This window comes from Herbaspirillum sp. WGmk3, assembly GCF_023952535.1.
Lineage (GTDB): Bacteria > Pseudomonadota > Gammaproteobacteria > Burkholderiales > Burkholderiaceae_D > Herbaspirillum > Herbaspirillum huttiense.
Map to the genome: position 1 here is coordinate 409440 of NZ_JAKYWT010000001.1, position 24697 is coordinate 434136.

Here is a 24697-nt window from a genome sequence, read left to right on the forward strand (position 1 = left end):
AGCTGGGCGGATGACGTCAGGAGCGGCGCACGCAGGGCATGCGCCACCGGGTTTATTTCCAGGAAGCTTCGTAGAAGCGCGGCAATTCGTCCGGATATCCCTGGAACTTCAACTGCGCATTGAAGGCATAGAAGGTCGAATAGGAGAACATCGGTGCCACGTAAGCCTGCTTGGAAATGAGTTCCTGCGCCTTGGTGTAATTGGCTTTGCGTACGGCCGGATCGATGGAGGTATCGGCGGTCTGCAGGAACTGCTGCAATTGCGGATCCTTGGTGATGTCATCGGCCCCGCCCTTGAAGTAGACGCCGGCAAAGGCCGAGGTATCGTTCATGGAGAACGAGCCCCATGAATAAAAGCTCATGGGTGTCTTGCCGCTGCGGTACTCGGTCTGCAGGGCCGCGAACTTCATGTAATGCAGCCGTGCGCGGATGCCGACCTTGCGCAGGTCGCCGATGATGGCTTCGGCGATTTCACGCTCGCGGTAAGCGTAGATGTCGGTATCGAAGCCGTTCGGATAACCGGCTGCCGCCAGCAGCTCCTTGGCCTTGGCCGGGTTGTAGTCAAACTTGATGGCGGCATTGCTGTCACAGCCGAACTGCGTGCGGAAGCAGGCGGTATAGACCGGCTGGCTGCCGCCGCGCATGAGGTTCTCGGCATAGCCCTTGCGGTTGATGGCGTGATTGACCGCCTGGCGCACGCGCACATCCTTGAAGGGAGAATTGGGCGCGGAGGTACCGGTCGCATCCAGGGTGATGAAGCCCACGCGCATGGTCTCGCCACTCTGCACGGCCAGCTTGGGATTGGTCTTGAGTGAATCGGCCTGGTCGGGCGGCACACGCCAGATCCAGTCGATGGCGCCGGTCATCAGTTGCGCAGCGCGCGTTTCCGGATCGGGGATCACCACGAACTTGATGTTGCCAATCGAGGGCTGGCCCTGCGGGCTGTCCTTGAAGTAGTTGCCGTTCTTGACCAGGGTCACCCCCTGCCCCGGGGTCACGCTGGTGACCTTGTAGGGACCGGTACCGATGGGGGCTTTGGAAAATCCTTCCAGTCCGACCTTCTTGAAGTAGGCCGCCGGATAGATCGGCAGCGGACCGGCCAGATATTCGAGGGCAGCGGGGAACGGCCCCTTCAGGTTGATGCGCACCTGGTAGTCGCCCAGCTTGTCGACGCTCTTGATCCAGTCGGTGTTCTGGCGCGTGACCGCCTTGGATTCCGGCGAGACGGCATAGTTGAAGGTGAACACCACATCATCGGCACTGAACTTGTCGCCGTTCTGGAATTGCACGCCCTGGCGCAGATCCAGCACCAGCGCAGTGGGCGACTCCCACTTCCAGGCGGTGGCCAGTTGCGGCTTGTACTCGTTGGTCTTGGGATCGCGATAGATCAGCGTGTCCCAGATCAGGTGCGCCAGGATCACGCCTTCGCGCAGGTTGTTGTGGTACTGGCTGATGTTCTCGACTTCGCTGTCGGAAGCGTAGATGAGGGTGTCGTTGGCCTTGCCGGCATGGGCTGCCATCGCGCTCATGGCCCCCGCCACGAATACCGCGCAACGTGACCAGCGCATGAGGGATTTCGGTAGTGCGTTCATTCCTGCCCCTTCGTTCGAATAAGACAATTTAGAAAAAATCGCGACGTCGGGGCTGATACTAGGCTAGGATTTATCGATGCCACAATCATCAAATTTCTAAGCCTGCGTTGCCGAATCCAGAACGCAGAAATGCTGCACCACAATGAGACCACCCTGGCAAAAGCCGCATCGCTGCTGGGCTGCGGGGCGTGGAGCAGGTGCAGCATCGCAGTGCGCGCCCAGCCCGCAAGCACTGCACCAAAGCCGTGAAGCACGCACCAAATAAAGCGCGAAATTATTTGCACCGACCGGGTAAAGTGCCGGTCAGCCTTGGTCAGGACGGAAGGAGTCACCGGATGAAATCACAGCAACTGCAAGACACCGCGCTGCGCTACTTTCTCGAAGTAGTCCGCTGCGGTTCCATCAGCGAAGCCTCGCAGCGCCTCAACGTGGCCAGCTCGGCCATCAGCCGCCAGATCAGCAGTCTCGAAGAGACGCTCGATACGGTTCTGTTTGAACGCCGTCCACGCGGCATGGTGCTCTCGGCAGGTGGCGAGATGCTGGCCGCGCATGCGCGCAAGATGGCACTTGAAGCCGACCGCGTGGTGGCCGACCTGCAGGCCCTCAAAGGCTTGCGCAGCGGGCGTGTGCGGCTGTCGGCCTCGGAAGGTTTTGCGATCGATTTCCTGCCGCGCCTGATCAACGCTTTCCAGAAAAAATATCCGGGCTTCGTGTTCCAGCTCTTCGTGGGCGCGCCGGCAGTCGTGTCGCGCCAGGTGCGCGAAGGCAATGCCGATATCGGCCTGACCTTCGCACGACTGCCCGAGCCGGAGATCAAGGTCGTGCACCGCCAGCCCGGCCCCATTGCGCTGGTGATGCGCAACGATCATCCGCTGGCGCGCTTCCGCCATGTGTCGCTGGGCCAGCTCAAACCCTATCCTCTGGCGCTGCCCGATCCGACCACGACGCTGCGGCAGTTGTTCGACATCGCCTGCAGTCGCCAGCAGGTGGTGATCGAACCGGTGATGACCAGCAATTACATCCAGTCGCTGCATAACTACGTGCTCGACAACGATGCCCTCTCCATCACCGGCGACGTCACCGTGCGCTACCGCATCGAGCGCGGTGAACTGACCATGCGGCCGATCCGCGATTGTCCGAGCGATGGCCGCTTCGTTGAAGTACAGACCTTGGCCGGACGGACCTTGCCGCGCAGTGTCGAGATCTTCCTGGATTATCTGGTCGCGGAATTGAGCAAGGACCTGTAAACGCAACAACGCAACGCGGCCGCTACAGGAGCGGCCGCGTTGTTTCTGCTTTCAGCTTTTCAGCAGGTCAGTGCATCGCTCAGAAGCGCCAGCTGGCTTTGATCGCCGCCGACTGGTTGATGAAACCGCTGCGGCCTTCGGCATCGAAGCGCAGCAAGATGTCGGCCGCTTCCACCAGCTTGAAGCGATAGCTCACACCCGCCTTCAACAACCACGGCGAGCGAGCCGGTCCGGGCGTGGTGAAGGACTGGCCCGGCGCACCGGCATAGGTGGCCACCAGGTCATCGCGATCGTTGAAGACGTCATAGCTGGCACCGAGGTAGGTACTGATCTGCGAAGACGTTGTCAGCGCGTAGTTCAGGCGCGCCGCCGTGCCGAGCAACAGGGCCTGGCTGCGCTTGCCCTGCACCGACAGGTTCAGGCCCCCTGCCCCGTTCTCGCCGTAGGACGGGCTTTGCAGGCGGGTGTAGTCGAGCTGCAGGGCCGGTACCAGGCTCATTGCTTCACTCAGCGGCAGCGTGAACGATACGTTCGTGCCCAAATGCGCATGCCAGCTCTGGAAGCGGCTGCTAGCGATGCGATTGAGGCCACCGAACTGCATCTGGCGATCCAGGCGGTTGCCGTTGCGGCCGAGGTCGGCTTGCCAGCCGAGCGACATCTCTCCCAGCGGGAGGCTGCCGTAGAGGGCCACCATGTTGGACTCGATGCGGCTGCGGCTGCCGGTGCCGGTGATGGCGGTATTGCCGCTGACACTGGTGCTGGCATAGGCGTAGGACAGGCCGGCGCGTGCGCTGTCGAACTCCATCTCGGCACCGGCGGCCAGGCCCGAAGTGCTGGCGCTGAAGCCGGACTCGCCGCCACGGTCGCCCTGGTTGGTGCGCGACTCGAAGGGCATGATCCACACCTGGCGGTCGCCGCCTGCCTCGCCTGAGGACAAGCCGCTGCCTGCAGCGGCGCTGCCCATGTTGCCGCTCTCGGTGCGGGTGGCGATGACGCGGTTCAGAGACGCCATGGTGCCACGGATGGCACTGGCGCTGACGTCCCTGGGCAAGGTCTGGCTGACGGCGCGCAGCAGGCTTTCCGCATCGGGCATGCGGCCCAGGGCAGTGACCACCTGGGCCATGTCCGCCGTCGAGGGCTGGCGGATCTGGCGGTCCAGTACCGGGGCGACCCGTGCAGCGGCCGTGGCGGCGGCGATGAGCGTGGCCGAAGGGCGCACTGTGGGGGCGGGCGCTGGAGCCGGTGATGCTGCTGCAGGGGTTGCGGGTGCTGCTGCCGGTGCTGCCGGTGCTGCGGGCGCTGCTGGTGCTGCTGGTGCTGCCGATGCTGCCGGTACTGGTTTATTTGCGGCCGGACCTGTTGGTGCTTGCGTGGTGGACGCTTGGGTGGTCGTAGCCTGTACAGCTGGAGCCGGTGCAGTGGATGCTTGAGTACTCGTTGCCTGTACAGCTGGTGCAGGTGGAGTGGACGCCTGAGTGCTCGTGGCCTGTACAGCTGGTGCAGGTGGAGTGGACGCCTGAGTGCTCGTGGCCTGTACAGCTGGCGCTGGTGGAGTGGACGCCTGAGTACTCGTGGCCTGTACAACTGGTGCAGGTGGAGTGGACGCCTGAGTGCTCGTGGCCTGTACAGCTGGCACTGGTGTAGTGGATGCCGGTGTGCCAGTTGCCTGTACGGCTGGCGCAGGTGTACTGGACGCCTGCGCGCTGGTCGCCTGTACGGTTGAAGCCGGTGTACTGGACGCATCCGTGTTCGTTGGCTGTACGGACGGAGCAGGTGTAGCGGCCGGCTGCGTGCCCGTTGCTTGTATGGCAGGGGCCGGTGTCCCCGCCGCATCCGGCGTCAGCACCGCCTGGGCGACCTGCTGAATGCTGGTCGCATCGACGATGTTCAGGTCAAGCGCAGTAGCGGACACCACAGGCTTGAAGTCGAACAGCAGGGAATTGTCCGTGACATTCAGGCGCGGTGCCGTGAGGCTGCCGGCAGTGACCACGCCGGCCAGCGTCTGGCCGCTTCCCAGACTGGAGGTCTTGTAGACATCCACGGCCAGGTGCGCGTCGGGCGCGAAGCTGGCCGCACCGGTGACCGACAGCTTGCCGTATTGGCTGGCACTGGCCACGCCCACGCTCAGGGTCTGGTCCGCCGCCAGGCTGAAGGCCGGAACGCTCAAAGTGCCCGCGGCGATGGTGGTGTTGCCGCTGTAGCTGAGCGGACCGAGCACGTGCAATGTCCCTTCCCCCTGCTTGACCAGGCTGCCCTTGCTGCGGCCATCGGCGATGCCGGCATTGAGCGTAAGCGTGAAAGCCTGGGTATCGAAGCGTCCTTCGCCACTGACGCTGACCACATTGCCCATGGCCAGTTGGTCGGCCGCCGCACGCAAGGTGGTGCCATCGGACATGGCCAGCGGGCCGGTGCCCAGCGCGGTGGAAGACGCCACGCCGAGCGTGCCGCCCTCCAGCCGGGTGCCCCCCGAATAGCTGTTGTTGCCAGACAAGGTGAGGCTGCCCTCGCCTGTCTTGACCAGGCTGCCGACGTAATCGGCATCGGTCTTTTTGCGGGCGGCGTCGAGATAGGTGGCCTGGGCGTGATAGTCGCCCAGCGCCACCGTGGCCGGATCTGCGGCGATCAGCCTGGCCATCAACTCCTCCTTGCTCAGCGTGGGACCGCTGCCGGACTGCTTGAGCAGGGCCGCTGCCAGCGGATTGGCGGCAACTGCCTTGTCGGCTTGCTGGAAGGCAGTGTTGTCCTCTTTCTTCTTGCTGGCCTGGAAGGTGGCATTGCGCTGCGCGCGTGTCTGCACCAGTGCCATGGCCTGGCCATAGCCGCTCTCCACATTCGATGCGATCTGGACCGCCGCGCTGGCAGCGGCCGCCTGCAGGGCATCGGGCGAGGCAGCCTCACGGGCTGCCAGCTGGGCACGGTCATCGCTCTTGCGCTGGATCAGCGCGGCTTCGGAGATGTCGTTGCTCCAGGTGTCGCTGCGGCCGGCGGCGATGTTGGCGTTGAAGACACCCAGCAATTGTCCCGGACCATTCAGGGCCTTGTTGAGGTCCGGCACGCCCCAGCCGAACATGGCATTGGGCACGTCCGCCGGACCGCTGCCCAGATGCTTGGCGGTAGTCAGCAGGATGGTGCGGATGGCCTGGTTGTCGAGGTCGGGATAGCGCTCCATGAGCAGCCCCAGTGCGCCGGTCACGTGCGGGGCGGCCATGGAGGTGCCGGAGGCGTTGACCAGATCGGTGTCGGAAGTGATGTTCAGACTGGTGATGGCCGAACCGGGGGCGGACACACACCAGTACCTGGCCAGTCCACACTGGTTGGAGAAGCTGGGCAGCACCGAACTGGCATTGATGGCGGCCACCGCGATCCAGTTCTGTTCCAGCTCCGGCCGGAAGTAAGGCAGCGCCGAACGGATATTGATGTTGGCCTTGGCGGAATTGCCGGCCGCCCAGACCATCAGCGTGTTGGATTCTCTGGCCACATCGGCGGCGGCGTCCAGCCAGCTTTTCTTGTTACCGCCTTGCAGGCGCTCGTAAGCTGCGGCCACGCCGCCGATGCTGCTGAAGTCATCGCGCGAATCCGGACTGCCCCAGCTGCTGTTGATGACCCGCACACCGGCATTGGCGAGGTTGCCGTAGGCTGCCTTGAAGTAGTTGTAGTCCACGTTCACGCCATAGACCGAACTGTCGGTGCCGTTGGTATTGGTGATGTGATAGTCGCTGGCGAAAGCCACCCCCATGATGCCCGCGCCATTCTTGGCCGCCGCGATGGTGCCGGAGACGTGGCTGCCGTGCTTGTCGTTGAGGGAACTCAGTGCTCCGGTGGTGCTGAAGGCATCTCCCGCCTTCCAGGCCTGGCTGCCGTCCTGGTATTGCGCGCCGTCGTTGGCGTAGGTGCCGCTGACGGCCAGGGCCTTGACGTTGCGGGTGACGAACTCGGCATGGGTCAGCAAGAGCCCGGAATCGACCGCGCCCAGCTTGATGCCCAGGCCCGAGAAGCCGGCCGCGTAGGCGTACTGGGCATTCATGGCCCCCAGCCCCCAATCGGTCTGGAATTCCTTGTTGCCTGTCCAGCTGGCCAGGGCGGCGGCAGAGTCGGTGGTGGTACTGCCATCGTAGTTGACGAAACTCTGGGCGCCAGCGGGCAGGCTCAGGGCCGGGCTCAGGGTCAGCAGTACGGCGGTGCAGAGACGGTGTAGGCGCAAGCCGGCGGGCGGCGTGGTGCAGGCGGACTTGCCCTGCTTCTTCTTGTTTTTCATCTTCCCTTCCTCGGTCGATCTTTTGGAATTGGCCGGGTCATCGGGAAGGCAACCCCGTCCCCCGTCCTTCTTGTCGTCGCCCCTTGGTGCCGGTTCGGACCGGCTTTTGTAGGGGCGCATTGTCGGGGGACAAGGCCTTTCTGGACATTGTCTTTTGGTGCTGTTCAGGGCGGAGGGAGGTGAAGCTTCGTACCTCAGGTGAGGGGGCGACCGAAGGGAGGATGACGCGCGAAACCCGTCGGCGGGTCACTGCCAAAAGGAAGAAGCGTCAGTGCCGTCCATGCAAAGGCACCGGGCAAAAGAGCGGATAAGAAAATCGCCGCAGGCATTGCAGCCTGCGGCGATGTGAAGAAAACGGAGGTGGCTGATACGGGGCTCATCACCCGTATCGGCTGCCGCATGTCAGAGCGCTTCCTCCGACCACCCCAGCCCCAGCGCCTTCTGAATTCCCACAAAACTGCGCGTCAGATTGGCCTCGGCCTGCAACAGATTCTGCTGCGCGGTGATCTGCTGCCGCGTGGTGTCGAGCACTTCGATCAGCGTCCCGGTACCCGCCTGATAACGCTGCCGCGCCAACACCAGCGCACGGTCGGCAGAGACCTTGGAACGCGCGATGGTGGCCACGCTCACCCGGCCATAGCGGAAGCGCGAGAGCGCGTCCTCGGCATCGCGCAGGGCTTCCAGCACGGACTGGCGATACTTCATCTCGGCCTCGTCGCGCAAACGCTCTGCTTGCGTGACACGTGCCTTGGCGCGGCCAAAGTCGAGGAAATTCCAGCTCAACATGGGTGCGCCCAGCGCCGCAAAATCATCCAGGCGCGTCAGGTCCGAAGGATGTGTTCCACCCAGCCCGATCACGCCGAACAGCTTCAGGCTCGGATAGCGCGCCGCTTCAGCCTGGCCGATCTTGGCCGTATCGGCGGCCAGCGTGCGTTCAGCAGCTCGGACATCAGGACGACGACGCAGCAGCGAGACAGGATCTCCCACCGCCACCTGCTGCGGCGGCAGCGGCACGGGGGCTGTGGCCGCCAGTTCGCTGTCCAGCGTGCCCGGCTCCTGTCCCAGCAGCGTGGCCAGTTGGTTGAGGTAGGCATCGCGCTCGGCCTGCAGCGGGACCAGGTCGGCACGACTGGCATCAAGCTGGTTCTGCACGCGCAGCTGATCCAGCGAAGAGGCCGTGCCGCGCTCGACACGCTGCCCGGTCAGCTGCAGCATCTGCTCCTGCGCCTGCACCGCTTCCTGGCCCAGCGACAGACGCAACTGGCGGTCGCGCAGGCTGATGTAGGCATTGGCCACTTCAGCCGCCAGGCTCACCTGCACATCGGCCAGCGAGGCTTGTGCCGCATCGGCCGTGGCCGTGGCCGCTTCTACCGCTCGGCGGCGGGCACCGAACAGATCGATCTCCCAGCTGGCATCGAAACCCACGCTGTAGAGATTGGCGCTGGTCGGCGAGCCATTGCCGGAGCTGGAGCCGCCGGTCAGCGCGCCCAGGTTGGCCGGCGGCAGGCGCGCATGCCCGGCCAGGGCCGAGGCACCGACGCTGGGGGCGGCATTGGCCTGTTCCAGCGCCAGTCCCGCGCGCGATTGCTGCAGGCGGGCACGCGCCACGCCCAGGTTCGGATTGGCTTGCAGGGCACGCTCGATGAGGCTGTTCAGTTCGCTGTCGCCCAGGCCCTGCCACCATTGATTGATCGGCGCGGCGCTATTGGCGCTGTCGCCGCCGCGCACGAATTGCTGGCTGTGTGCCGCTTGCGGGGCAGCTTCGGGCGGGCCGGCGTAGTCCGGTCCGAGGGCGGAACAGCCGGCCAGCAGCGCGGCGGCCGCCAGCGCGATCAGGCGTACGGCGGGGAAGGAAGAAGAAGTCTTGTCCATGTTGATCATCAATGAGAAGCCACCGGTGCGGCATTGGTCGGCAAGGGGCGCAGGAACAGCACCAGCGGAGTCACGCAGAGGATGGCCACGCCCAGCATCCAGAACAGGTCGGCATAGGTCATGGTCAGCGCCTGCGCCTGGATGGTCGCGCCCATGAGCTGGATTGCCACATCCTGCCCGCCCAGCAGATGGGCTTGCGCGGCGATGCCGGACTGCACCAGGTCGGAATTGGCGTTGAGGCTTTCTTCCAGGCGGCGGCTGTGCAACCACAGCCGCTGGTCCTGGATCACGGCAATGGCTGCCAGCGCCAGCGAGCCACCCAGGTTGCGCGCGGCACTGTAGAGGCCGGATGCATCCCCGGCCTGCGACGGCGGCACCGAGCGGATCGCCGCCTGATTCAGGAACAGCATCGCCAGCACCGTGCCCACCCCGCGCATCAACTGCGAGGCCACGAAGGAGCCGCCATAGGACAGCGGGCTCAGGTCGGTCTCGATGAAGGCCGAGGTGGCCAGCAGCAGGAAGCCGGTGCCCACGGCAATGCGGATATCCACCAGCCGCATCAGCAAGGGCGTGAAAGGCATCATGAGGATCATCGGCACGCCCGAGAGCAGCACGATCCAGCCCGATTGCAGCGAGTTGTAGCCGGCAATGCCGGAGAGGAATTGCGGGATCACGTAGGCCGTGCCATAGAGCGCCACGCCGACGATCATGGCCATCATCACCACGGAACCGAACTGGCGGTCGCGCAAGAGCCGCAGCTGGATCACAGGATGGCGCGCGCGCACCTGTCCGATGGCCAGCAGGATGAAGCCGAGTACGGAGGTAGCCGCCAGCCAGCGGATATCCGGGGAGGAAAACCACTGCTCGCGCTCGCCCTCTTCCAGCACCACCGTCAGCCCACCCAGCCCCAGTGCCAGTCCGGCGATGCCGAACCAGTCGGCCTCGGCCAATTGTTCGAACTTGGGACGTTCATAGGGAATGGCCACCAGCAGCAAGGTGATGAGGGCCGCACCCACTGGCAGGTTGATGAAGAAGGCATAGTGCCAGCTGACGTTCTCGGTCAACCAGCCACCCATCACCGGCCCCAGCACCGGACCGAGAATGGCGGTCGCACCGAACAGGGCATTGCCGACCGGCTGCTGCGAACGCGGCAGGCGCGTGGCGATGATGGTCATGGCGGTGGGAATGAGCGCGCCACCGGTGAAACCCTGTCCGACCCGGCCCACGATCATCATCGGCAGCGTGGTCGAGAGGCCGCACAGCACCGAGAACAAGGTGAAGAGACTGGCCGCCGTCAGCAGCAGCACGCGCAATCCCAGCAGCCGTTCCAGCCAGGCTGACATGGGGATGATGACGATCTCGGCCACCAGGTAGGCGGTGGCGATCCAGGTGCCTTCAGTGCCTGAAGCTCCGATTTCACCCTGGATGGTGGGCAGCGAGGAATTGACGATGGAGATATCCAGCGTGGCCATCAGCGCACCCAGCGTGCCGGCCGCAACCGCCAGCCAGGCGGAGGCATCGGCTTTCTCCGGCTGGGCGCCCTGCCCGATGGGCTGGGCGGGGGCCGCGCCGCTCACTGCGACTCCTTGCGGGTGGCGTTGGTCTCGCTGTTGCGTTCGCGCAGTTCACGCAATTCATCTTTGGCCGCGATGGTGTTGACTTCCACCGTCACCGACAGGCCGGCCACGAAGGCACGGGTTTCTTCCGGCGTAGCATCGACGGCCACGCGCACGGGCACGCGCTGGACGATCTTGGTGAAGTTGCCGGTGGCATTCTGCGGCGGCAGCAGCGAGAACTGGGCGCCGGTACCCGGCGAGAGGCTTTCCACATGGCCGTGGAATTCCACGCCCGGCAAGGCATCGACCTTGATGATGGCAGGCTGGCCGATGCGCATGATGCCGATCTGGGTTTCCTTGAAATTGGCCGAGACGTAGAAGCGGGTCGGCACCACGGTCATCATGCGCGTACCGGGCGAGACGAACTGGCCGACGCGGACCTGCTTGTCACCGATGCGGCCATCGACGGCGGCGCGGATCTCGGTATAGCCGAGGTTGACGCTGGCAGCATCGTATTGCGCCTTGGCCGTCTCGCCCTGGGCCTGCGCCTGGCGCACCTGGGCCTGCAGCGAGCGTACCCGCAGCTGCGCCGCATCGAGCGCAGCACGACGTGCGGCGACCGTGCTGCGGGCTTGGGCCTGCTGGTTGCGCAGGGTGGTCAGGCGTTCACGGGTTTCGGCACCGGAGGCCGCCAAGGGGGTGTAGCGCTCCACTTCTGCGGTAGCGAAGCGGGCATCTTCATCGGCTGAGGCAAGCTGGGCCTTGGCCTGCGCAATGGCGGCCTGTTGCTCGGCCAATTGGGCATGGGCAGCTTCCTCGCTGGCGCTGGCGGCGTCGATCTGGGCCTTGGCCTGGGCGGCTTGCGCCGAATAATCGCGCGCATCGATGCGCACCAGCGGCTGGCCAGCCTTGACGATCTGGTTGTCCGCCACCAGCACCTGGTCGACATAGCCGGTCACCTTGGAGGACACCGTCACGCTGTCGGCCTGGACGAAGGCATCGTTGGTGCTCTCCAGATACTTGCCGCGGAACTGGTAGTACAGCACCCAGGCCGTCACGATCACCAGCACCAGCAAGCCCAGCGTACGCAGGATGAAGCGGGCGCGCGGACTCATGCGTTTCTTGGGAGCGTTGTTCTTGTTGCTGCCGTTGGTGGAGGCATCCGGCCGGGAGGAACTGGCTTCTGTAGTGGTCGGTGTGTTGCTGGGTGTGGCGTCGGTCATCTTTTTTATCCTAATATCTGGGCGCGGAGGGCTGCTAACTGAATCAATACACTGGGCAACACTGTATTGATACGGAGCAATACACTTCACGCGCCAGCACCAATACAGTGGCAATACGGGGTCAATACAGCTTTCCCCAACCGAACGGGGAAATTAATGAGGTACCATATGATATGGTATCTGGAAAAATCATGTCTACAGGCTTTACAAACGATGACAGCAGCAGTGCCGCCGAGGCGCTGCGCGACTTCTACATCCGCTCGCACCGCACGCTGGACAAGCTCATGGCCGGCGAAGGAGCCTCATTGGCGCGCAACAAGATGCTCGGCCACATCGAACGCAACAGCCCGGTACGCGCGGCCGACCTGGCCACGGCCTTTGGCTTCGCGCCGCGCACCATCACCGAGGCCATCGATGCCCTGGAGCGCGACGGACTGGTCCAGCGCAATGGCGACACCACTGACCGCCGGGTCAAATACATCGCTTTGACAGCGTCGGGAAAAGAAGTGCTGCGGGCCTCGGAGCCGGTGAAAAAAACCTTCATCGACGGACTGTTCGCTGCCCTGAGCGACGAGGAAATCGGGGCGCTGACCACTGTATTGGGCAAACTCAACCATCGGCTGGCTGAATTGGAAGAGGTGTATTCCTCGAACGCCCCTGTGCCAGCCGCAGCAACGGATGAGCTACCCGCCAAACGCAGCCGCAAGAAAAGCTGAAACGAACGAACAGGTAAAAAAAAACGCTCCCGCAAAGGGGAGCGTCAGACAGACTGCGCGGCCAGATCGCTGGCCGCGTTCACCGCCATGGCATCACAGTTCGGCGAATCGATCGGTGGCCGCGACCAACTGATCGAGGATGCCGGGTTCGTTGTAGGCATGACCGGCGCTGTCGATCAGGTGCAATTGCGAACCGGGCCAGGCCTGGTGCAAATCCCACGCCGACTTGGCCGGGGTGGCCAGGTCGTAGCGGCCCTGCACGATCACGCCGGGAATGCCTTCCAGGCGCGAGGCATTGGCCAGCAACTGCCCCTCCTCCATGAATCCCTTGTTGAAGAAGTAGTGGTTCTCGATGCGCGCAAAGGCCAGCGCGAATTGCGCATCGTTGAAGGAATCGATCAGGCGTTCATCGGCCACCAGGGTGATGGTGCTGGCTTCCCAGCGGCTCCAGGCACGGGCGGCCTGCAGCTTGGCGGCTTCGTCGTCGCCGGTGAGTCGCTTGCGATAGGCATGCACCAGGTTGCCGCGCTCGGCGGCCGGGATGGGGGCCAGGAATTCGTCCCAGCGATCCGGCACCATCCACGAAGCGCCCTCCTGGTAGTACCAATCCAGCTCGGCCTGGCGCAGCAGGAAGATGCCGCGCAGGACCAGTTCGGTCACGCGCTGCGGATGGGTCTGCGCGTAGGCCAGCGCCAGCGTGCTGCCCCAGGAGCCGCCGAAGACCTGCCAGCGCTCGATGCCCAGCAGTTCGCGCAGGCGTTCGATGTCGGCCACCAGATCCCAGGTGGTGTTGGCATCGAGGTTGGCATGCGGCAGCGAGCGGCCACAGCCGCGCTGGTCGAACAGGACGATGCGGTATTTCTCCGGGTTGAAGAGACGGCGATGCGAAGGACCGCAACCGCCACCGGGGCCACCGTGCAGGAATACCACCGGCTTGCCCTTGGGGTTGCCGCAGACTTCCCAGTAGACCTGGTGACCATCACCGACGTCGAGCAGGCCGTGGTCATGCGGTTCGATGGGAGGATAGAGGCCGCGCAGGGTAGCAGGAGCAGAAGTGGTCATCAGCAGATCCTTGAGGGTGAAGACAAAAGATGCAGTATAGGGTGTGCGTGAAAGGAACGCAGAGTCCTCATTCCACCACGAGTTCCGGATTGTTCTTCACTTCGTTGAGCACGAAGAATGAACGCAATTGCCGCACGCCCGGCAGCCGCAGCAGCGTATTGGCGTGCAGGCGGTTGAAGGCCTGCAGGTCCTTCACGCGCAGCTTGATCCAGTAGTCAAATTCCCCGGCCAGCAGCAGGCACTCCTGCACGGCGGCGATCTCGCGCACCGCTTTCTCGAACTCGGCAAAGCTTTCGGGAGTGGAACGGTCCAGCACCACGCCCACGGTAACCAGCACCGGCAGGCCCAGTTTCTCGGGGTCGAGGATGGCGCGCACTTCCTTCACATAGCCCTCATCCATCAGCCGCTTGGTGTGGTTCCAGCAGGCGGTGGCGCTCATGCCCAGCTTCTTGGCCAGCTCGGCATTGCCGATGCGGCCGTCCTTCTGCAGCGCCTTGAGGATGCGCTTGTCCATGCGGTCCAGTGACATGATGAATCTTTCCCTTAAATATTGTTTATCGCAATTTTCTTTGCCTGAAATAATTTACATCGCTTTTTCATCACGAATCATGCCATAAATTCGGAAGCACCATTTTAATCCTCCGGCGTAAAGTTGATCCCGGCGATTCACCATGAATCGAACCAGATTCGGACCCCTTTCGACCATCCAACTGAACCGGAGCACTCCATGCTGGCACTCGACAAACTCTTCCCTCGCAAGACCCTGGGCTTCTTCCCCTCCCCCATCCACAAGCTGGAACGCTTGTCCGCCATGCTGGGCGTGGAAGTGTGGGCCAAGCGCGATGACGTCTCCTCGGGCCTGGCCTTCGGCGGCAACAAGATCCGCAAGCTGGAATGGCTGGTGGCCGATGCCCTGGCCAAGGGCTGCGACACCCTGGTCTCGATCGGCAACATCCAGTCCAACCACACGCGCCAGGTCTGCGCGGCCGCTGCCGCCGTGGGCATGAAGTCCTATACCGTGCAGGAAACCTGGCTGGAATGGGATGATCCGGTCTACGACAAGGTCGGCAACATCCTGCTGACCCGCATCATGGGCGGCAACCCGATCATGGGCGGCTATGGCTACTCCACCACCGAGAAGGACACCTGGGCCCGTGCCCTGGAAGAAGTGCGCGCCAAGGGCGGCAAGCCCTATGCGATTCCGGCCGGCGCGTCGGACCACCCGCTGGGCGGCCTGGGCTATGCCAACTTCGCCGACGAAGTGGCGATGCAGGAACAGCAGCTGGGCATCTTCTTCGACAACATCGTGGTGGCGACCTGTACCGGTTCCACCCAGGCCGGCATGGTGGTCGGTTTCGCCGCCCAGGAGAAGCGCCGCCGCGTGATCGGCATCGATACCGCCGACGATGAAGCCATGACCCGCCGCGCCGTCACCAAGATCGCCAACGACACCAGCGAACTGATCGCCGCCAAGGGTGGCCAGCGCGTGGTGGTGCGCGATGCCGACATCGAGATCATCCCCGACTACAGTGGCCCGGCCTACGGCCTGCCGAGCGAGCAGACCATCGCCGCCATCCGCACCGCCGCCGAAATGGAAGCCATGCTGACCGATCCGGTGTATGAAGGAAAATCCATCGATGGCTTGATCGACATGGCCAAGAAGGGCCATTTCAAGGGCCAGCGCGTGCTGTATGCCCACCTCGGCGGGGCCCCGGCACTGAACGCTTATTACAAGGCCTTCGAAGATCCGGAAAACCTGACCAAGCTGGCCCGCGAAGCGCGTTACAAGGAGTAAGCGCAGTCCCCGCGCACAGGCGGATATCCTGATAGCGATCCGGATATTCGCCACGCTGCCTACCAAGCCCCGGCCTGTTCATCCAGGCCGGGGCTTGTGTCGTTTTTGCGTGGCAAGTTCCCGCCGGCGGGGCATTTTCGCCCCATGTATCCACGCGCTTGATCGGCATCAAAGCCTGCAGAAAGCTTCACGCGTACCTTTCGGACATCCTCACTCGACAGGTAAAACACCGTGAAAAAAATCGTCACCATCACTGCCGCCGTTGCCGCCCTGGCTTCCTCCTTCGCCGCTGCTCCCGTGTTCGCGCAAGAAGCGCAAAGCCCGTGGCTGGTGCGCGTGCGTGCCGTTGATCTGAGCCCGGAAAACAAGTCCGACCAGGTCAACGGCGCCGGCGCCTCGGACCGCATCACCATCAACGAGAAGGTGATTCCGGAACTCGACATCAGCTACTTCTTCACCCCGAACATCGCCGCCGAACTGGTGCTGACCTATCCGCAAAAGCAGGACGTGCGCCTGGACGGCACCAAGATCGGTACCTTCAAGCACCTGCCGCCGACCCTGCTGCTGCAATACCACTTCATGCCTGAAGCAGTCTTCAGCCCCTACGTCGGTGCCGGTATCAACTACACCCGCATCTCCGGCGTGGATCTGGCCAACGGCCTGCAACTGGACAGCAACAGCGTCGGCGGTGCCCTGCAGATCGGTGCCGACTACAAGATCAACAAGAACTGGCTGATCAACTTCGACATCAAGAAGGTGCAGATCTCCAGCGACGTCAAGACTGCTTCCGGCACCAAGATTTCCAGCGTCAAGATCGACCCGTGGCTGATCGGCGTTGGCGTGGGTTACCGTTTCTAAGGTATTCTTGCCGCACCCAAACGGCGCGATCCGTCATCGATGATGACCGGTCGCGTTGTTTTTTGGGATTCGCGCTAACGTCCCGCCACCGATTTTCCGGCCGCCATTTCTTGCAATGCCATCCGCCCTTGCAGCGTTAGCTGGAGCAGTCTCCGCGGCATGCTCCGCCTGTCCACCGTTTGATAGTAGGAAGAGGTAATTACGATGTCGACGACTTCGCACCCCAATACCCCGGTCGCGCCCGGCGCGCCGATGCCCCATCGCAAGATCATCCGCTCCTGGGTGATCCCCATCAGCCAGCGCAGCACGGCCATCGCCCTGGCACTGTCGGTGCTGGATTTCTGCCTGTTCGGTGCCAGCCTGGCGGCCATCGTCTGGGCCCCGTGGCTGCTGGCCAAGATCGCGCTGGGCGTGGTCAATGGCTTCATCATCGGCCGCCTGTTCATCCTCGGCCACGATGCCTGCCACCAGGCTTTCACACCCAGCCGCAAGCTCAATACCTGGCTGGGCCGCCTGTTGTTCATGCCCTCGCTCACGCCCTATAGCCTGTGGGCAGTCGGTCACAATGTGGTGCACCACGGCTACACCAACCTGAAGGGTTTTGATTTCGTCTGGCAGCCGCGCTCGCTGGAAGAATTCCGCGCCCTGCCGCGCTGGCGTCAGCGCCTGGAGCGCATCTACCGCAGCGGCTTCGGTCCTGGCCTGTACTACATGATCGACATGTGGTGGAAGCGCATGTACTTCCCCTCGAAGAAACAGATGCCGACCCGCCGTGCTGGATTCATGTGGGATGGCGTACTGGTGACGGCTGTAGCCGCCGTCTGGATTGCCGGCCTGGCCTGGGCCGCGCAGGCAACTGAACAATCCTTCTGGATCTTGCTGGTGACCGGCTTTGCGATTCCGCTGCTGTTCTGGAAGGCCATGATCGGCTTCGTGGTGTATGTGCACCATACGCATACCTCGGTGGCCTGGTATGAAGACAAGATCACCTGGGCCGCTGCACAACCCTTCGTTTCCACTACCGTACACCTGACCTTTGGCCGCTACTGGGGTTCGCTGCTGCATCACATCATGGAACACACCGCGCACCACGTGGACATGAGCGTGCCGCTGTATCGCCTCAAGCAAGCCCAGAAGAAACTGGAAACCATGCTGCCCGGCCGTATCGTGATCCAGCGCTTCTCCTGGCGCTGGTACTTCGACACGGCGCGCCGCTGCAAGCTGTATGACTTCAAGCGCCTGTGCTGGACCGACTATCGTGGCCGCCCGACCAGTACTCCGCTGCCGTTGCCGGACATGAGCAAACCTACGGCAGAAGTTTGAACGGGAGCCAAGGCAGCCCCATTCAGGAAGCCACGAAAGTTCTGAAGTTTCAATAACAAGACGGTCGCATGGAAGGGCATTCGCGGGTCCCCGGTAACCCCGCGATACCGCCCACTTTCCCCCATCAAGGCCGCTTCTCTTCCACGTACTGTCAGCCGTCGTCATTGGCCGTCAGTTCTGATGTTTTTAGGTGAAATCCGCCATCACACGGTAAGCCTGCCCGCCCTTTCGGGCGCTTACTTGGACCAAGTTTGATCTGGGACAAGAAATGCCGTCTGATTCGGGAATACTGTGCTGCCTATCACGTTCCGCGCACTTAAAATCGAGTCATTCGATTGCCACAAGTCCGCCGGGAACATCGTATGAACCAGCCTTGCCACTCCACTTCGCTCGCCGCTGCCAACAACGCCGCCGCGCCCCTGACCCAATGCTCGCCGCTGACCGCCGCGCGCGAAGCCGCCGCCAGCTCTGCGCTGCGCAGCTGCACCGCCTGCGGCATGCACCAGCTGTGCCTGCCCATGGGCCTGGATGAATCCGACATGAAACGCCTGGACAAGATCATCGGCCGCCGCAAGGTGGCCCGCGATGACTTCCTGTACCGTATCGGCGACCGCTTCACCGCGCTCTACGCCGTGCGTGTGGGCCATTTCAAGACCTATCAGGAAAACCTCGACGGCGACCGCCAGATCACCGGTTTCCAGATGCCTGGCGAACTGCTGGGCATGGATGCCATCAGCACCGAGCAGCATCAATGCGATGCAGTGGCCCTGCAGGACAGTGAAGTCTGCGAGATCCCGTTTGCGCGCCTGGAACAGCTGTTCGGCCAGATTCCCCATCTGCTGCGCCACTTCCATCGCATGATGAGCCACGAGATCACCAGCGAACAGAACGTCATCATGCTGCTGGGGAACATGCGTGCGGAGCAGCGCTTTGCTGCCTTCCTGGTGAATTTGTCTTCACGTTATGCCGCACGCGGCTATTCCTCGACGCGCTTCCAGCTGCGCATGACGCGTCAGGACGTCGGCAACTATCTGGGCCTGACCATCGAAAGCATCAGCCGCCTGATTTCCAAGTTCCGCAAGCAGGGCCTGCTGGCGGTGGAACAACGCGATGTGGAAGTGGTGGACCTGGCCGCGCTCAAGCGCCTGGCTGCCGGCGTCGATGCCTGCACACCGGCACCGGCGGCAGCAGCTACCGCACGAGCAGCCAGCTAAGGCTAAGGGCTGACAGGCTTGAAACCGGTAGCAGCACCGGCTTCGAGCCAACCCCAGACTGTTCAAAGTTGATTGAAGCGCTCCAAGGCGTTCAGCCCTGGACGTAATGACGCAAGCGCTCTCTCGGCAGGGCGCGTGTCAGCCTCACGGCCAGCAGGCCGCAGACGGCGAAACTTCCCCAGAAACAGAAGAACCCAACGGTGTAGGCGCCCAGCGCTTCCCATTCATGGCCGGACGCCATGGCCAGTTCCTCGGGATTGAACAGAGAAAAGAACACACCCTCGGCCGCGATGGCCATCAGGAAAGCCACCCAGACCACGATGGCGAGATTGCGTTGCTGTTTGCGCATGGCTGTCTCCTTGACGCATGAAGTTTCATCCGAAGATGGCCGGTCTTGAAGCCGGCTTCACTCCAGCTTAGCGCATTATTCGGCCGGTGCGTAGGCCTCCGCATTCATTTCGATGCTGCGCTGTTGCGGCCACACCCAGGACCCGTGCAGGCGCCAGCGATGGCTGCCGTCCTCGGCCACCAGGCGCCAGCGTGCCTGCTCCATCTCCGCCAGCGGTACCGAGAAGCTGCCATCGGCGGCCGGACGCACCAGCAGCGTGCGGTCCTTGGCCGGCTGGGTCGGGTGCACCAGGTTCAGCACCAGGGTCTGGCCCTCTTCGCCGACGGCAGGCACCTGGCGCAGCTGCAGGCGGCCTCGCAGCACGGCAGCGGCCGGGTCATAGGCGATGCCGATGGCCGCGCCCAGCCTTTGCGCCTCATGATCGCGGCGCAGGTCCTTGTTGATGGCCTTGCCCTGCTTGTAGTAATCGTCGGCCACCAGGGCATCGGCCCGCGAGATGGCCAGCCAGGCGGTAAAGATCCCCGCTACCACCACTACGGCCGGGCCGGACATCAGCAGCCAGGGCCAGCGGTGGCGGTACCAGGGAGCGGTGTTGCCAAGCTTGGGGGAGATGGTGGTCATGGTTTCCTCTCGATATGAAGTTTGGTTCACGTGTGTTGCAACGCTTGCCGCACTCAGCGGCGCGGCACCAGGAACACGGCCTTCTCGCTGACATGCAGCGCCGGCTGGTCCTCTGCCTGCAATTCGATATGAATCTTGTTGGAGCCGGACTCACCCGCTCCATGCGGCGCCCTCACCCGCACCGGCACCATCAGGGTCTGGGTGGCGGCCAGTTCGATGGGGCCGGCCGGATCGACGGTCAGTCCTTCGATGCCGCTCGCACTGATGCGATAGCGATGGCCGCGCTCATCGGTGTTGATGACTTGCAAGCGGTAGACGTTTTCGATGATGCCGTCCTCCACCTCGCGGCCCATGGAACCGCGATCACGGATCACATCGAGCTTCAGCGGCGTGCGCACCACCAGCGAGCCCAGGAACAGCGCGATCACCGCGCCCAAGATGGCGGTGTAGATCAGGATGCGCGGACGGAACAGGCGGCGGCGGATTTCCGGCGTCGAGAAGCCCTGCTCGATGGCGTTCTCGGTGGAATAGCGGATCAGGCCGCGCGGACGGTCGATCTTGTCCATCACGCTGTCACAGGCGTCCACGCAGGCCGCGCAGCCGATGCACATGTATTGCAGGCCCTGGCGGATATCGATGCCGGTCGGGCAGACCTGGACGCACATGGTGCAGTCGATGCAATCGCCCGCCTTGCGTCCCTCCTGCAGCTTGGCTGCCTTGGCCGCAGGCATGCGCGGCTCGCCACGGGCGTTGTCATAGGTGATGACCAGGGAGTCGCGGTCGAACATGGCGCTCTGGAAACGGGCATAGGGGCACATGTACTTGCAGACCTGCTCGCGCATCCAGCCGGCATTGCCATAGGTGGCGAAGGCGTAGAAGGCGATCCAGAAGCTCTCCCACGGGCCCAGTGCGAACTGGCCGATTTCCGGCAACAACTCGCGCATCGGCGAGAAGTAGCCGACGAAGCTGATGCCGGTCCACAGGGCCACGCTACCCCAGGCCAGGTGCTTGGCGGACTTGCGCCAGAGCTTGTCGAACGACCAGGGCTGGCGGTCCAGGCGCATGCGGGCGCTGCGGTTGCCTTCGATGCGGCGTTCGATCCACAGGAAGATCTCGGTGTAGACCGTCTGCGGACAGGCATAGCCGCACCAGACGCGGCCGGCGATGGCCGTGAAGAGAAACAGGCTGAAGGCGCAGATGATCAGCAGCGCGGCCAGCCAGATGAAGTCTTGCGGCCACAGTACCAGGCCGAACAGGTAAAACTTGCGTGATGCCAGGTCGAACAGCACGGCCTGGCGCTCGTTCCAGTTGATCCACGGCAGGCCGTAGAACACCAGCTGCGTCAGGAATACGCACAGCCAGCGCAGGCTGGCAAAACGTCCCTGGATCTCGCGCGGGTAGATCTGTTCACGCGCGGCATACATGCGGATGACGGCGTATTCATCCTTGCCGTTCTTGCCTTCCTTCTTTGGCGCCTCCTGCTGCGTTCCTGCCTCGGGTGGCGGGTCCCCTTCCTTGCCCTGCCTGGGTGTCATTGCGGCCTTGTTCATGGTCTTGCCTGCTCTGCTTTCGCTCTCTGTCATGCGCCCCTTGGCCGGGCGCTGCCGATATGGCCATCACGAAGAACGCCGGGGCCGCGCAGCTCTGTGTCTGCGTCGGCCCCGGCGCGGGTTCAACTGCTCATCGGGGCCTACTTGGCCTCTGCATTGCTGGGCTTGTTGGACAAGCTCCAGACATAGGCCGCCAGTACGTGCACCTTGGGTTCACCGAGGAATTCACCAAACGCCGGCATGGTGTTGTCGCGGCCCTTGTTGATGGTCTCCTTGATGGTGTCGATGCTGCCGCCATAGAGCCAGATCTTGTCCGACAGGTTGGGCGCGCCCAGGGCCTGGTTGCCCACGCCGCCAGGGCCGTGGCAAGCCATGCAGGCGGCAAACTTGGACTTGCCCAGTTCGGCCTTGATCGGATCATGGGCCGAATTGGACAGGCTCAGCACGTAGTTGGCGACGTTGTCGACATCCTTGTCGGTGCCCACCGCTGCCGCCATGGGTGGCATGACGCCGTGACGGCCCTTGAGGATGGTTTCCTTGATGATCTCGGGCGTGCCGCCATGCAGCCAGTCGTTGTCGGTCAGGTTGGGGAAGCCCTTGTTGCCGCGCGCATCCGAACCGTGGCACTGCGCGCAATAGGTCAGGAACAGGCGCTGGCCGATAGCATGGGCCTGCGGGTCGGCGGCTACCACCTTCAGGTCTTGCTTGAGGTAGCTGTCGAAGAGCGGTCCATACTTGGCTTCGGCTTGCTTGACGTCGGCATCATGCTCGCCGGTCGAACGCCAGCCCAGGGTACCGGGCAGGTTGCCCAGGCCCGGATAGGCGATCAGGTAGCCCACCGAGAAGATGATGGTGAGGTAGAACAGCCACATCCACCAGCGCGGCAGCGGGTTGTTCAGTTCGGTCAGGTCGTCGTCCCAGACGTGGCCGGTGGTCGAACCGGCAACCGGCTGGTCGCCCTTCTTGACCTTCCAGCTCGACTGCTGCCACAGCAGCAGCGCGCAACCGGCGATGCCCAGCACGGTCAGGACGATGATCCAGATGTTCCAGAAACCACTGGTGAAATCAGCCATGACGCACCTCCTTGTCGCTGCTGTCGGCAGCGGGCTGGCCCATGTCGCCGTCGGCGAAGGGGATCATCTCGGCTTGCGTGAAATCAGCGGGCTTGTGGCCGACATAGGTCCACCACAGGATGCCGGCAAAGGTGATGAAGCTGATCAGCGTGATCAGGCTGCGTGGGTCGGTCAACATTTCAATCATGGTCTTATCTCTCCGCCTTGATCAGGATGCCCAGGCCTTGCAGGTAGGCGATCAGCGCATCCTGTTCGGTCTTGCCGGCCAGCTCGGCCGGGGCATTCTTGATGTCTTCTTCGGTGTACGGGTCGCCGATGCGCTTCAATGCCTTCATGCGCGAGACGATGTCGTAGTTGTCCAGCTTGGCCTGCTCCAGCCACGGGTAGGCCGGCATGTTGGACTCCGGTACCACGTCACGCGGGTTGTGCAGGTGAGCGCGATGCCATTCATCGCTGTAGCGGGCACCGACGCGGGCCAGGTCCGGACCGGTACGCTTGGAACCCCACTGGAAGGGGTGGTCATAGACCGACTCGCCAGCCACCGAGTAGTGGCCATAGCGCTCGGTCTCGGCGCGCAGCGGGCGAATCATCTGCGAGTGGCAGTTGTAGCAGCCCTCGCGGATGTACACGTCACGGCCGGCCAGGCGCAGGGCCGAATAAGGCTTGAGGCCGGCGATCGGTTCGGTGGTCGATTTCTGGAAGAACAGCGGCACGATCTCGGCCAGGCCACCCACACTGACCACCAGCAGCACCAGGCCGATGAGCAGCCAGGGGTTCTTCTCAATCCATTCATGCGAAAACTTCATACTTTCCCCCAATCAGTGCGCAGCGTTGGTCACGGCAGGAATCGGTGCGACAGCCAGTTCGGTGCCGCGCATGGTGCGCCAGGTGTTGTAGGCCATCACCAGCATGCCGGACAGGTACATCAGGCCGCCCATCAGACGAATGATGTAATACGGGTAGGTTGCCTTGACCCCTTCGACGAAGCTGTAGGTCAGGGTGCCGTCGGCATTGACCGCACGCCACATCAGGCCTTGCATCACACCGGCGATCCACATGGCGGCGATGTAGAGCACGATGCCGATGGTGGCCACCCAGAAGTGGATCTCGATCAGGTCCTTGCTCCACATCTGGGTCTTGCCGGACAGGCGCGGGATCAGGTAATACATCGCCCCCATGGTGACGAAGCCGACCCAGCCCAGGGCACCGGAGTGCACGTGGCCGATGGTCCAGTCGGTGTAGTGGGACAAGGCGTTGACGGTCTTGATGGCCATCATCGGACCTTCAAAGGTGGACATGCCGTAGAAGGACAGCGAGACCACCAGGAACTTCAGGATGGGATCGGTGCGCAGCTGGTGCCAGGCGCCCGACATGGTCATCATGCCGTTGATCATGCCGCCCCAGGACGGTGCCAGCAGGATCAGCGAGAACACCATGCCCAGCGACTGGGTCCAGTCAGGCAATGCGGTGTAGTGCAGGTGGTGCGGACCGGCCCACATGTAGGTGAAGATCAGAGCCCAGAAGTGCACGATCGACAGGCGGTAGGAATAGACCGGACGGTTGACCTGCTTGGGGATGAAGTAATACATCATGCCCAGGAAGCCGGCGGTCAGGAAGAAGCCCACCGCGTTGTGGCCGTACCACCACTGGATCATGGCATCCTGTGCGCCGCTGTACATCGAGTACGACTTGGTCAGCGTGGCCGGCATGGTCATGCCGTTGACGATGTGCAGGATGGCCACGGCGATGATGAAGGCACCGTAGAACCAGTTGGCCACGTAGATGTGCTTGACCTTGCGCTTGATGAGGGTGCCGAAGAACACCACGGCGTAGGCCACCCAGACGACGGCGATCAGGATGGTGATGGGCCATTCCAGCTCGGCGTATTCCTTGCCGCGAGTCAGTCCCATTGGCAGCGTGATGGCTGCACCGACGATCACCAGCTGCCAGCCCCAGAAGGTGAAGGCCGCCAGGAAGTCGGAGAACAGCCGCACCTGGCAGGTGCGCTGCACGACGTAATACGAGGTTGCCATCAGCGCACAGCCGCCGAAGGCAAAGATCACTGCGTTGGTATGCAAGGGACGCAGCCGGCCGAAGCTCAGCCAGGGAATCCCCATGTTCAATTCGGGCCATGCCAGCTGGGCGGCAATGATCACGCCGACCAGCATACCGACTACGCCCCACAGGATGGTCGCCACGGTGAATTGGCGCACAACCGTGTAGTTGTAGCTATTTTCTTTGCTCACGAAACTCTCCCCACTTTGTTGAGTACTGTTCAATGCGAGCTTACGGGGCAAGCCTCCGGGGGGCATTGACGTGTATCAAGTGGAAAGAGAGGCAAAGAAAAATGCAGGCAATTGCGGCGTTATTTGCACGAACGGGCAGGCGCGAG

General features: G+C 63.1%; 20 protein-coding genes. 6 read left to right on the plus strand and 14 right to left on the minus strand.

Translation table 11 applies throughout. The annotated features are described in order from the left end of the window. Window positions 1-52: 52 nt before the first annotated feature. Window positions 53-1591, minus strand: a complete 1539-nt coding sequence (locus MKD49_RS01645) for an ABC transporter substrate-binding protein (protein ID WP_252695262.1) — start codon at window positions 1589-1591, stop codon at window positions 53-55. Between the two features lie 335 nt (window positions 1592-1926). Here MKD49_RS01645 and MKD49_RS01650 point away from each other — a divergent pair, with 335 nt between their 5' ends. Beyond that, window positions 1927-2838: a LysR family transcriptional regulator gene (locus tag MKD49_RS01650; RefSeq protein ID WP_034331414.1), complete on the plus strand. Its 912-nt coding sequence runs from the start codon at window positions 1927-1929 to the stop codon at window positions 2836-2838. Window positions 2839-2917: 79 nt separating this feature from the next. Here the strand turns inward: MKD49_RS01650 and MKD49_RS01655 are convergent, their stop codons facing one another. The 4 genes from MKD49_RS01655 to MKD49_RS01670 all read right to left on the minus strand — a co-directional run bounded on the left by MKD49_RS01655 (window position 2918) and on the right by MKD49_RS01670 (window position 11744). Continuing rightward, complete coding sequence (locus MKD49_RS01655; protein WP_252695263.1) at window positions 2918-7093, minus strand: S8 family serine peptidase; 4176 nt, start codon at window positions 7091-7093, stop codon at window positions 2918-2920. A gap of 402 nt (window positions 7094-7495) precedes the next feature. Further along, window positions 7496-8974 carry an efflux transporter outer membrane subunit gene (locus tag MKD49_RS01660; protein ID WP_121042190.1) on the minus strand — a complete coding sequence of 493 codons (1479 nt, stop codon included), beginning with the start codon at window positions 8972-8974 and terminating at the stop codon, window positions 7496-7498. After that, window positions 8974-10542, minus strand: coding sequence for an MDR family MFS transporter (locus MKD49_RS01665; RefSeq protein WP_134136131.1), 1569 nt, complete (start codon window positions 10540-10542; stop codon window positions 8974-8976). Before MKD49_RS01665 ends, MKD49_RS01660 begins: the two co-directional genes overlap by 1 nt. After that, complete coding sequence (locus MKD49_RS01670) at window positions 10539-11744, minus strand: HlyD family secretion protein (protein ID WP_252695264.1); 1206 nt, start codon at window positions 11742-11744, stop codon at window positions 10539-10541. The genes MKD49_RS01665 and MKD49_RS01670 overlap by 4 nt, the downstream gene beginning before the upstream one ends. A gap of 191 nt (window positions 11745-11935) precedes the next feature. Between MKD49_RS01670 and MKD49_RS01675 the strand changes: the two genes are divergently transcribed. After that, the gene (locus tag MKD49_RS01675; RefSeq protein WP_121042196.1) at window positions 11936-12460 is read left to right on the plus strand and encodes a MarR family winged helix-turn-helix transcriptional regulator; all 525 of its coding nucleotides are present in this window, start codon (window positions 11936-11938) and stop codon (window positions 12458-12460) included. 93 nt (window positions 12461-12553) lie between these two features. Here MKD49_RS01675 and pip read toward each other — a convergent pair whose 3' ends face one another. Both pip and MKD49_RS01685 read right to left on the minus strand, forming a co-directional pair. Next, window positions 12554-13522, minus strand: a complete 969-nt coding sequence (gene pip / locus MKD49_RS01680; RefSeq protein ID WP_252695265.1) for a prolyl aminopeptidase — start codon at window positions 13520-13522, stop codon at window positions 12554-12556. A gap of 67 nt (window positions 13523-13589) precedes the next feature. Beyond that, window positions 13590-14051, minus strand: a complete 462-nt coding sequence (locus MKD49_RS01685) for an Lrp/AsnC family transcriptional regulator (RefSeq protein ID WP_017454720.1) — start codon at window positions 14049-14051, stop codon at window positions 13590-13592. Window positions 14052-14249: 198 nt separating this feature from the next. On the opposite strand from MKD49_RS01685, the gene MKD49_RS01690 reads away from it, so the two are divergent. The 4 genes from MKD49_RS01690 to fnr all read left to right on the plus strand — a co-directional run bounded on the left by MKD49_RS01690 (window position 14250) and on the right by fnr (window position 18712). Beyond that, complete coding sequence (locus MKD49_RS01690; protein ID WP_039784832.1) at window positions 14250-15317, plus strand: 1-aminocyclopropane-1-carboxylate deaminase; 1068 nt, start codon at window positions 14250-14252, stop codon at window positions 15315-15317. 231 nt (window positions 15318-15548) lie between these two features. Continuing rightward, entirely contained in the window at window positions 15549-16175 is a 627-nt protein-coding gene (locus tag MKD49_RS01695; protein WP_134222903.1) for an OmpW family protein, read from the plus strand. A gap of 204 nt (window positions 16176-16379) precedes the next feature. Beyond that, window positions 16380-17498, plus strand: coding sequence for a fatty acid desaturase (locus MKD49_RS01700; RefSeq protein WP_252695266.1), 1119 nt, complete (start codon window positions 16380-16382; stop codon window positions 17496-17498). Window positions 17499-17860: 362 nt separating this feature from the next. Next, complete coding sequence (gene fnr / locus MKD49_RS01705; RefSeq protein ID WP_039784830.1) at window positions 17861-18712, plus strand: fumarate/nitrate reduction transcriptional regulator Fnr; 852 nt, start codon at window positions 17861-17863, stop codon at window positions 18710-18712. A 91-nt stretch (window positions 18713-18803) separates the two neighbouring features. On the opposite strand, the gene MKD49_RS01710 is transcribed toward fnr, so the two are convergent. The 7 genes from MKD49_RS01710 to ccoN all read right to left on the minus strand — a co-directional run bounded on the left by MKD49_RS01710 (window position 18804) and on the right by ccoN (window position 24551). Continuing rightward, window positions 18804-19061 carry a hypothetical protein gene (locus MKD49_RS01710; RefSeq protein ID WP_121042204.1) on the minus strand — a complete coding sequence of 86 codons (258 nt, stop codon included), beginning with the start codon at window positions 19059-19061 and terminating at the stop codon, window positions 18804-18806. Between the two features lie 75 nt (window positions 19062-19136). After that, a complete protein-coding gene (locus tag MKD49_RS01715) occupies window positions 19137-19682 on the minus strand; it encodes a FixH family protein (protein WP_134136138.1) in 546 nt (181 codons plus the stop codon). A 53-nt stretch (window positions 19683-19735) separates the two neighbouring features. Next, a complete protein-coding gene (gene ccoG / locus MKD49_RS01720) occupies window positions 19736-21232 on the minus strand; it encodes a cytochrome c oxidase accessory protein CcoG (RefSeq protein ID WP_209583697.1) in 1497 nt (498 codons plus the stop codon). 140 nt (window positions 21233-21372) lie between these two features. Continuing rightward, complete coding sequence (ccoP, locus tag MKD49_RS01725; RefSeq protein ID WP_252695267.1) at window positions 21373-22305, minus strand: cytochrome-c oxidase, cbb3-type subunit III; 933 nt, start codon at window positions 22303-22305, stop codon at window positions 21373-21375. Beyond that, window positions 22298-22492 (minus strand): CcoQ/FixQ family Cbb3-type cytochrome c oxidase assembly chaperone, encoded by a 195-nt coding sequence (locus tag MKD49_RS01730; protein ID WP_252695268.1) that lies wholly within the window; start codon window positions 22490-22492, stop codon window positions 22298-22300. Before MKD49_RS01730 ends, ccoP begins: the two co-directional genes overlap by 8 nt. A gap of 4 nt (window positions 22493-22496) precedes the next feature. Further along, complete coding sequence (ccoO, locus tag MKD49_RS01735) at window positions 22497-23111, minus strand: cytochrome-c oxidase, cbb3-type subunit II (RefSeq protein ID WP_039784824.1); 615 nt, start codon at window positions 23109-23111, stop codon at window positions 22497-22499. Between the two features lie 12 nt (window positions 23112-23123). Further along, complete coding sequence (ccoN, locus tag MKD49_RS01740; RefSeq protein ID WP_252695269.1) at window positions 23124-24551, minus strand: cytochrome-c oxidase, cbb3-type subunit I; 1428 nt, start codon at window positions 24549-24551, stop codon at window positions 23124-23126. Window positions 24552-24697: the final 146 nt, after the last annotated feature.

Excerpts from the sequence above, each read along its gene's own strand:
- MKD49_RS01645 (WP_252695262.1), bottom strand. The coding sequence starts at position 1,591 with ATGAACGCACTACCGAAATCCCTCATGCGCTGGTCACGTTGCGCGGTA.
- MKD49_RS01650 (WP_034331414.1), top strand. The coding sequence starts at position 1,927 with ATGAAATCACAGCAACTGCAAGACACCGCGCTGCGCTACTTTCTCGAA.
- MKD49_RS01655 (WP_252695263.1), bottom strand. The coding sequence starts at position 7,093 with ATGAAAAACAAGAAGAAGCAGGGCAAGTCCGCCTGCACCACGCCGCCC.
- MKD49_RS01660 (WP_121042190.1), bottom strand. The coding sequence starts at position 8,974 with ATGATCAACATGGACAAGACTTCTTCTTCCTTCCCCGCCGTACGCCTG.
- MKD49_RS01670 (WP_252695264.1), bottom strand. The coding sequence starts at position 11,744 with ATGACCGACGCCACACCCAGCAACACACCGACCACTACAGAAGCCAGT.
- MKD49_RS01675 (WP_121042196.1), top strand. The coding sequence starts at position 11,936 with ATGTCTACAGGCTTTACAAACGATGACAGCAGCAGTGCCGCCGAGGCG.
- pip (WP_252695265.1), bottom strand. The coding sequence starts at position 13,522 with ATGACCACTTCTGCTCCTGCTACCCTGCGCGGCCTCTATCCTCCCATC.
- MKD49_RS01685 (WP_017454720.1), bottom strand. The coding sequence starts at position 14,051 with ATGTCACTGGACCGCATGGACAAGCGCATCCTCAAGGCGCTGCAGAAG.
- MKD49_RS01690 (WP_039784832.1), top strand. The coding sequence starts at position 14,250 with ATGCTGGCACTCGACAAACTCTTCCCTCGCAAGACCCTGGGCTTCTTC.
- MKD49_RS01700 (WP_252695266.1), top strand. The coding sequence starts at position 16,380 with ATGTCGACGACTTCGCACCCCAATACCCCGGTCGCGCCCGGCGCGCCG.
- fnr (WP_039784830.1), top strand. The coding sequence starts at position 17,861 with ATGAACCAGCCTTGCCACTCCACTTCGCTCGCCGCTGCCAACAACGCC.
- MKD49_RS01710 (WP_121042204.1), bottom strand. The coding sequence starts at position 19,061 with ATGCGCAAACAGCAACGCAATCTCGCCATCGTGGTCTGGGTGGCTTTC.
- MKD49_RS01715 (WP_134136138.1), bottom strand. The coding sequence starts at position 19,682 with ATGACCACCATCTCCCCCAAGCTTGGCAACACCGCTCCCTGGTACCGC.
- ccoG (WP_209583697.1), bottom strand. The coding sequence starts at position 21,232 with ATGAACAAGGCCGCAATGACACCCAGGCAGGGCAAGGAAGGGGACCCG.
- ccoP (WP_252695267.1), bottom strand. The coding sequence starts at position 22,305 with ATGGCTGATTTCACCAGTGGTTTCTGGAACATCTGGATCATCGTCCTG.
- MKD49_RS01730 (WP_252695268.1), bottom strand. The coding sequence starts at position 22,492 with ATGATTGAAATGTTGACCGACCCACGCAGCCTGATCACGCTGATCAGC.
- ccoO (WP_039784824.1), bottom strand. The coding sequence starts at position 23,111 with ATGAAGTTTTCGCATGAATGGATTGAGAAGAACCCCTGGCTGCTCATC.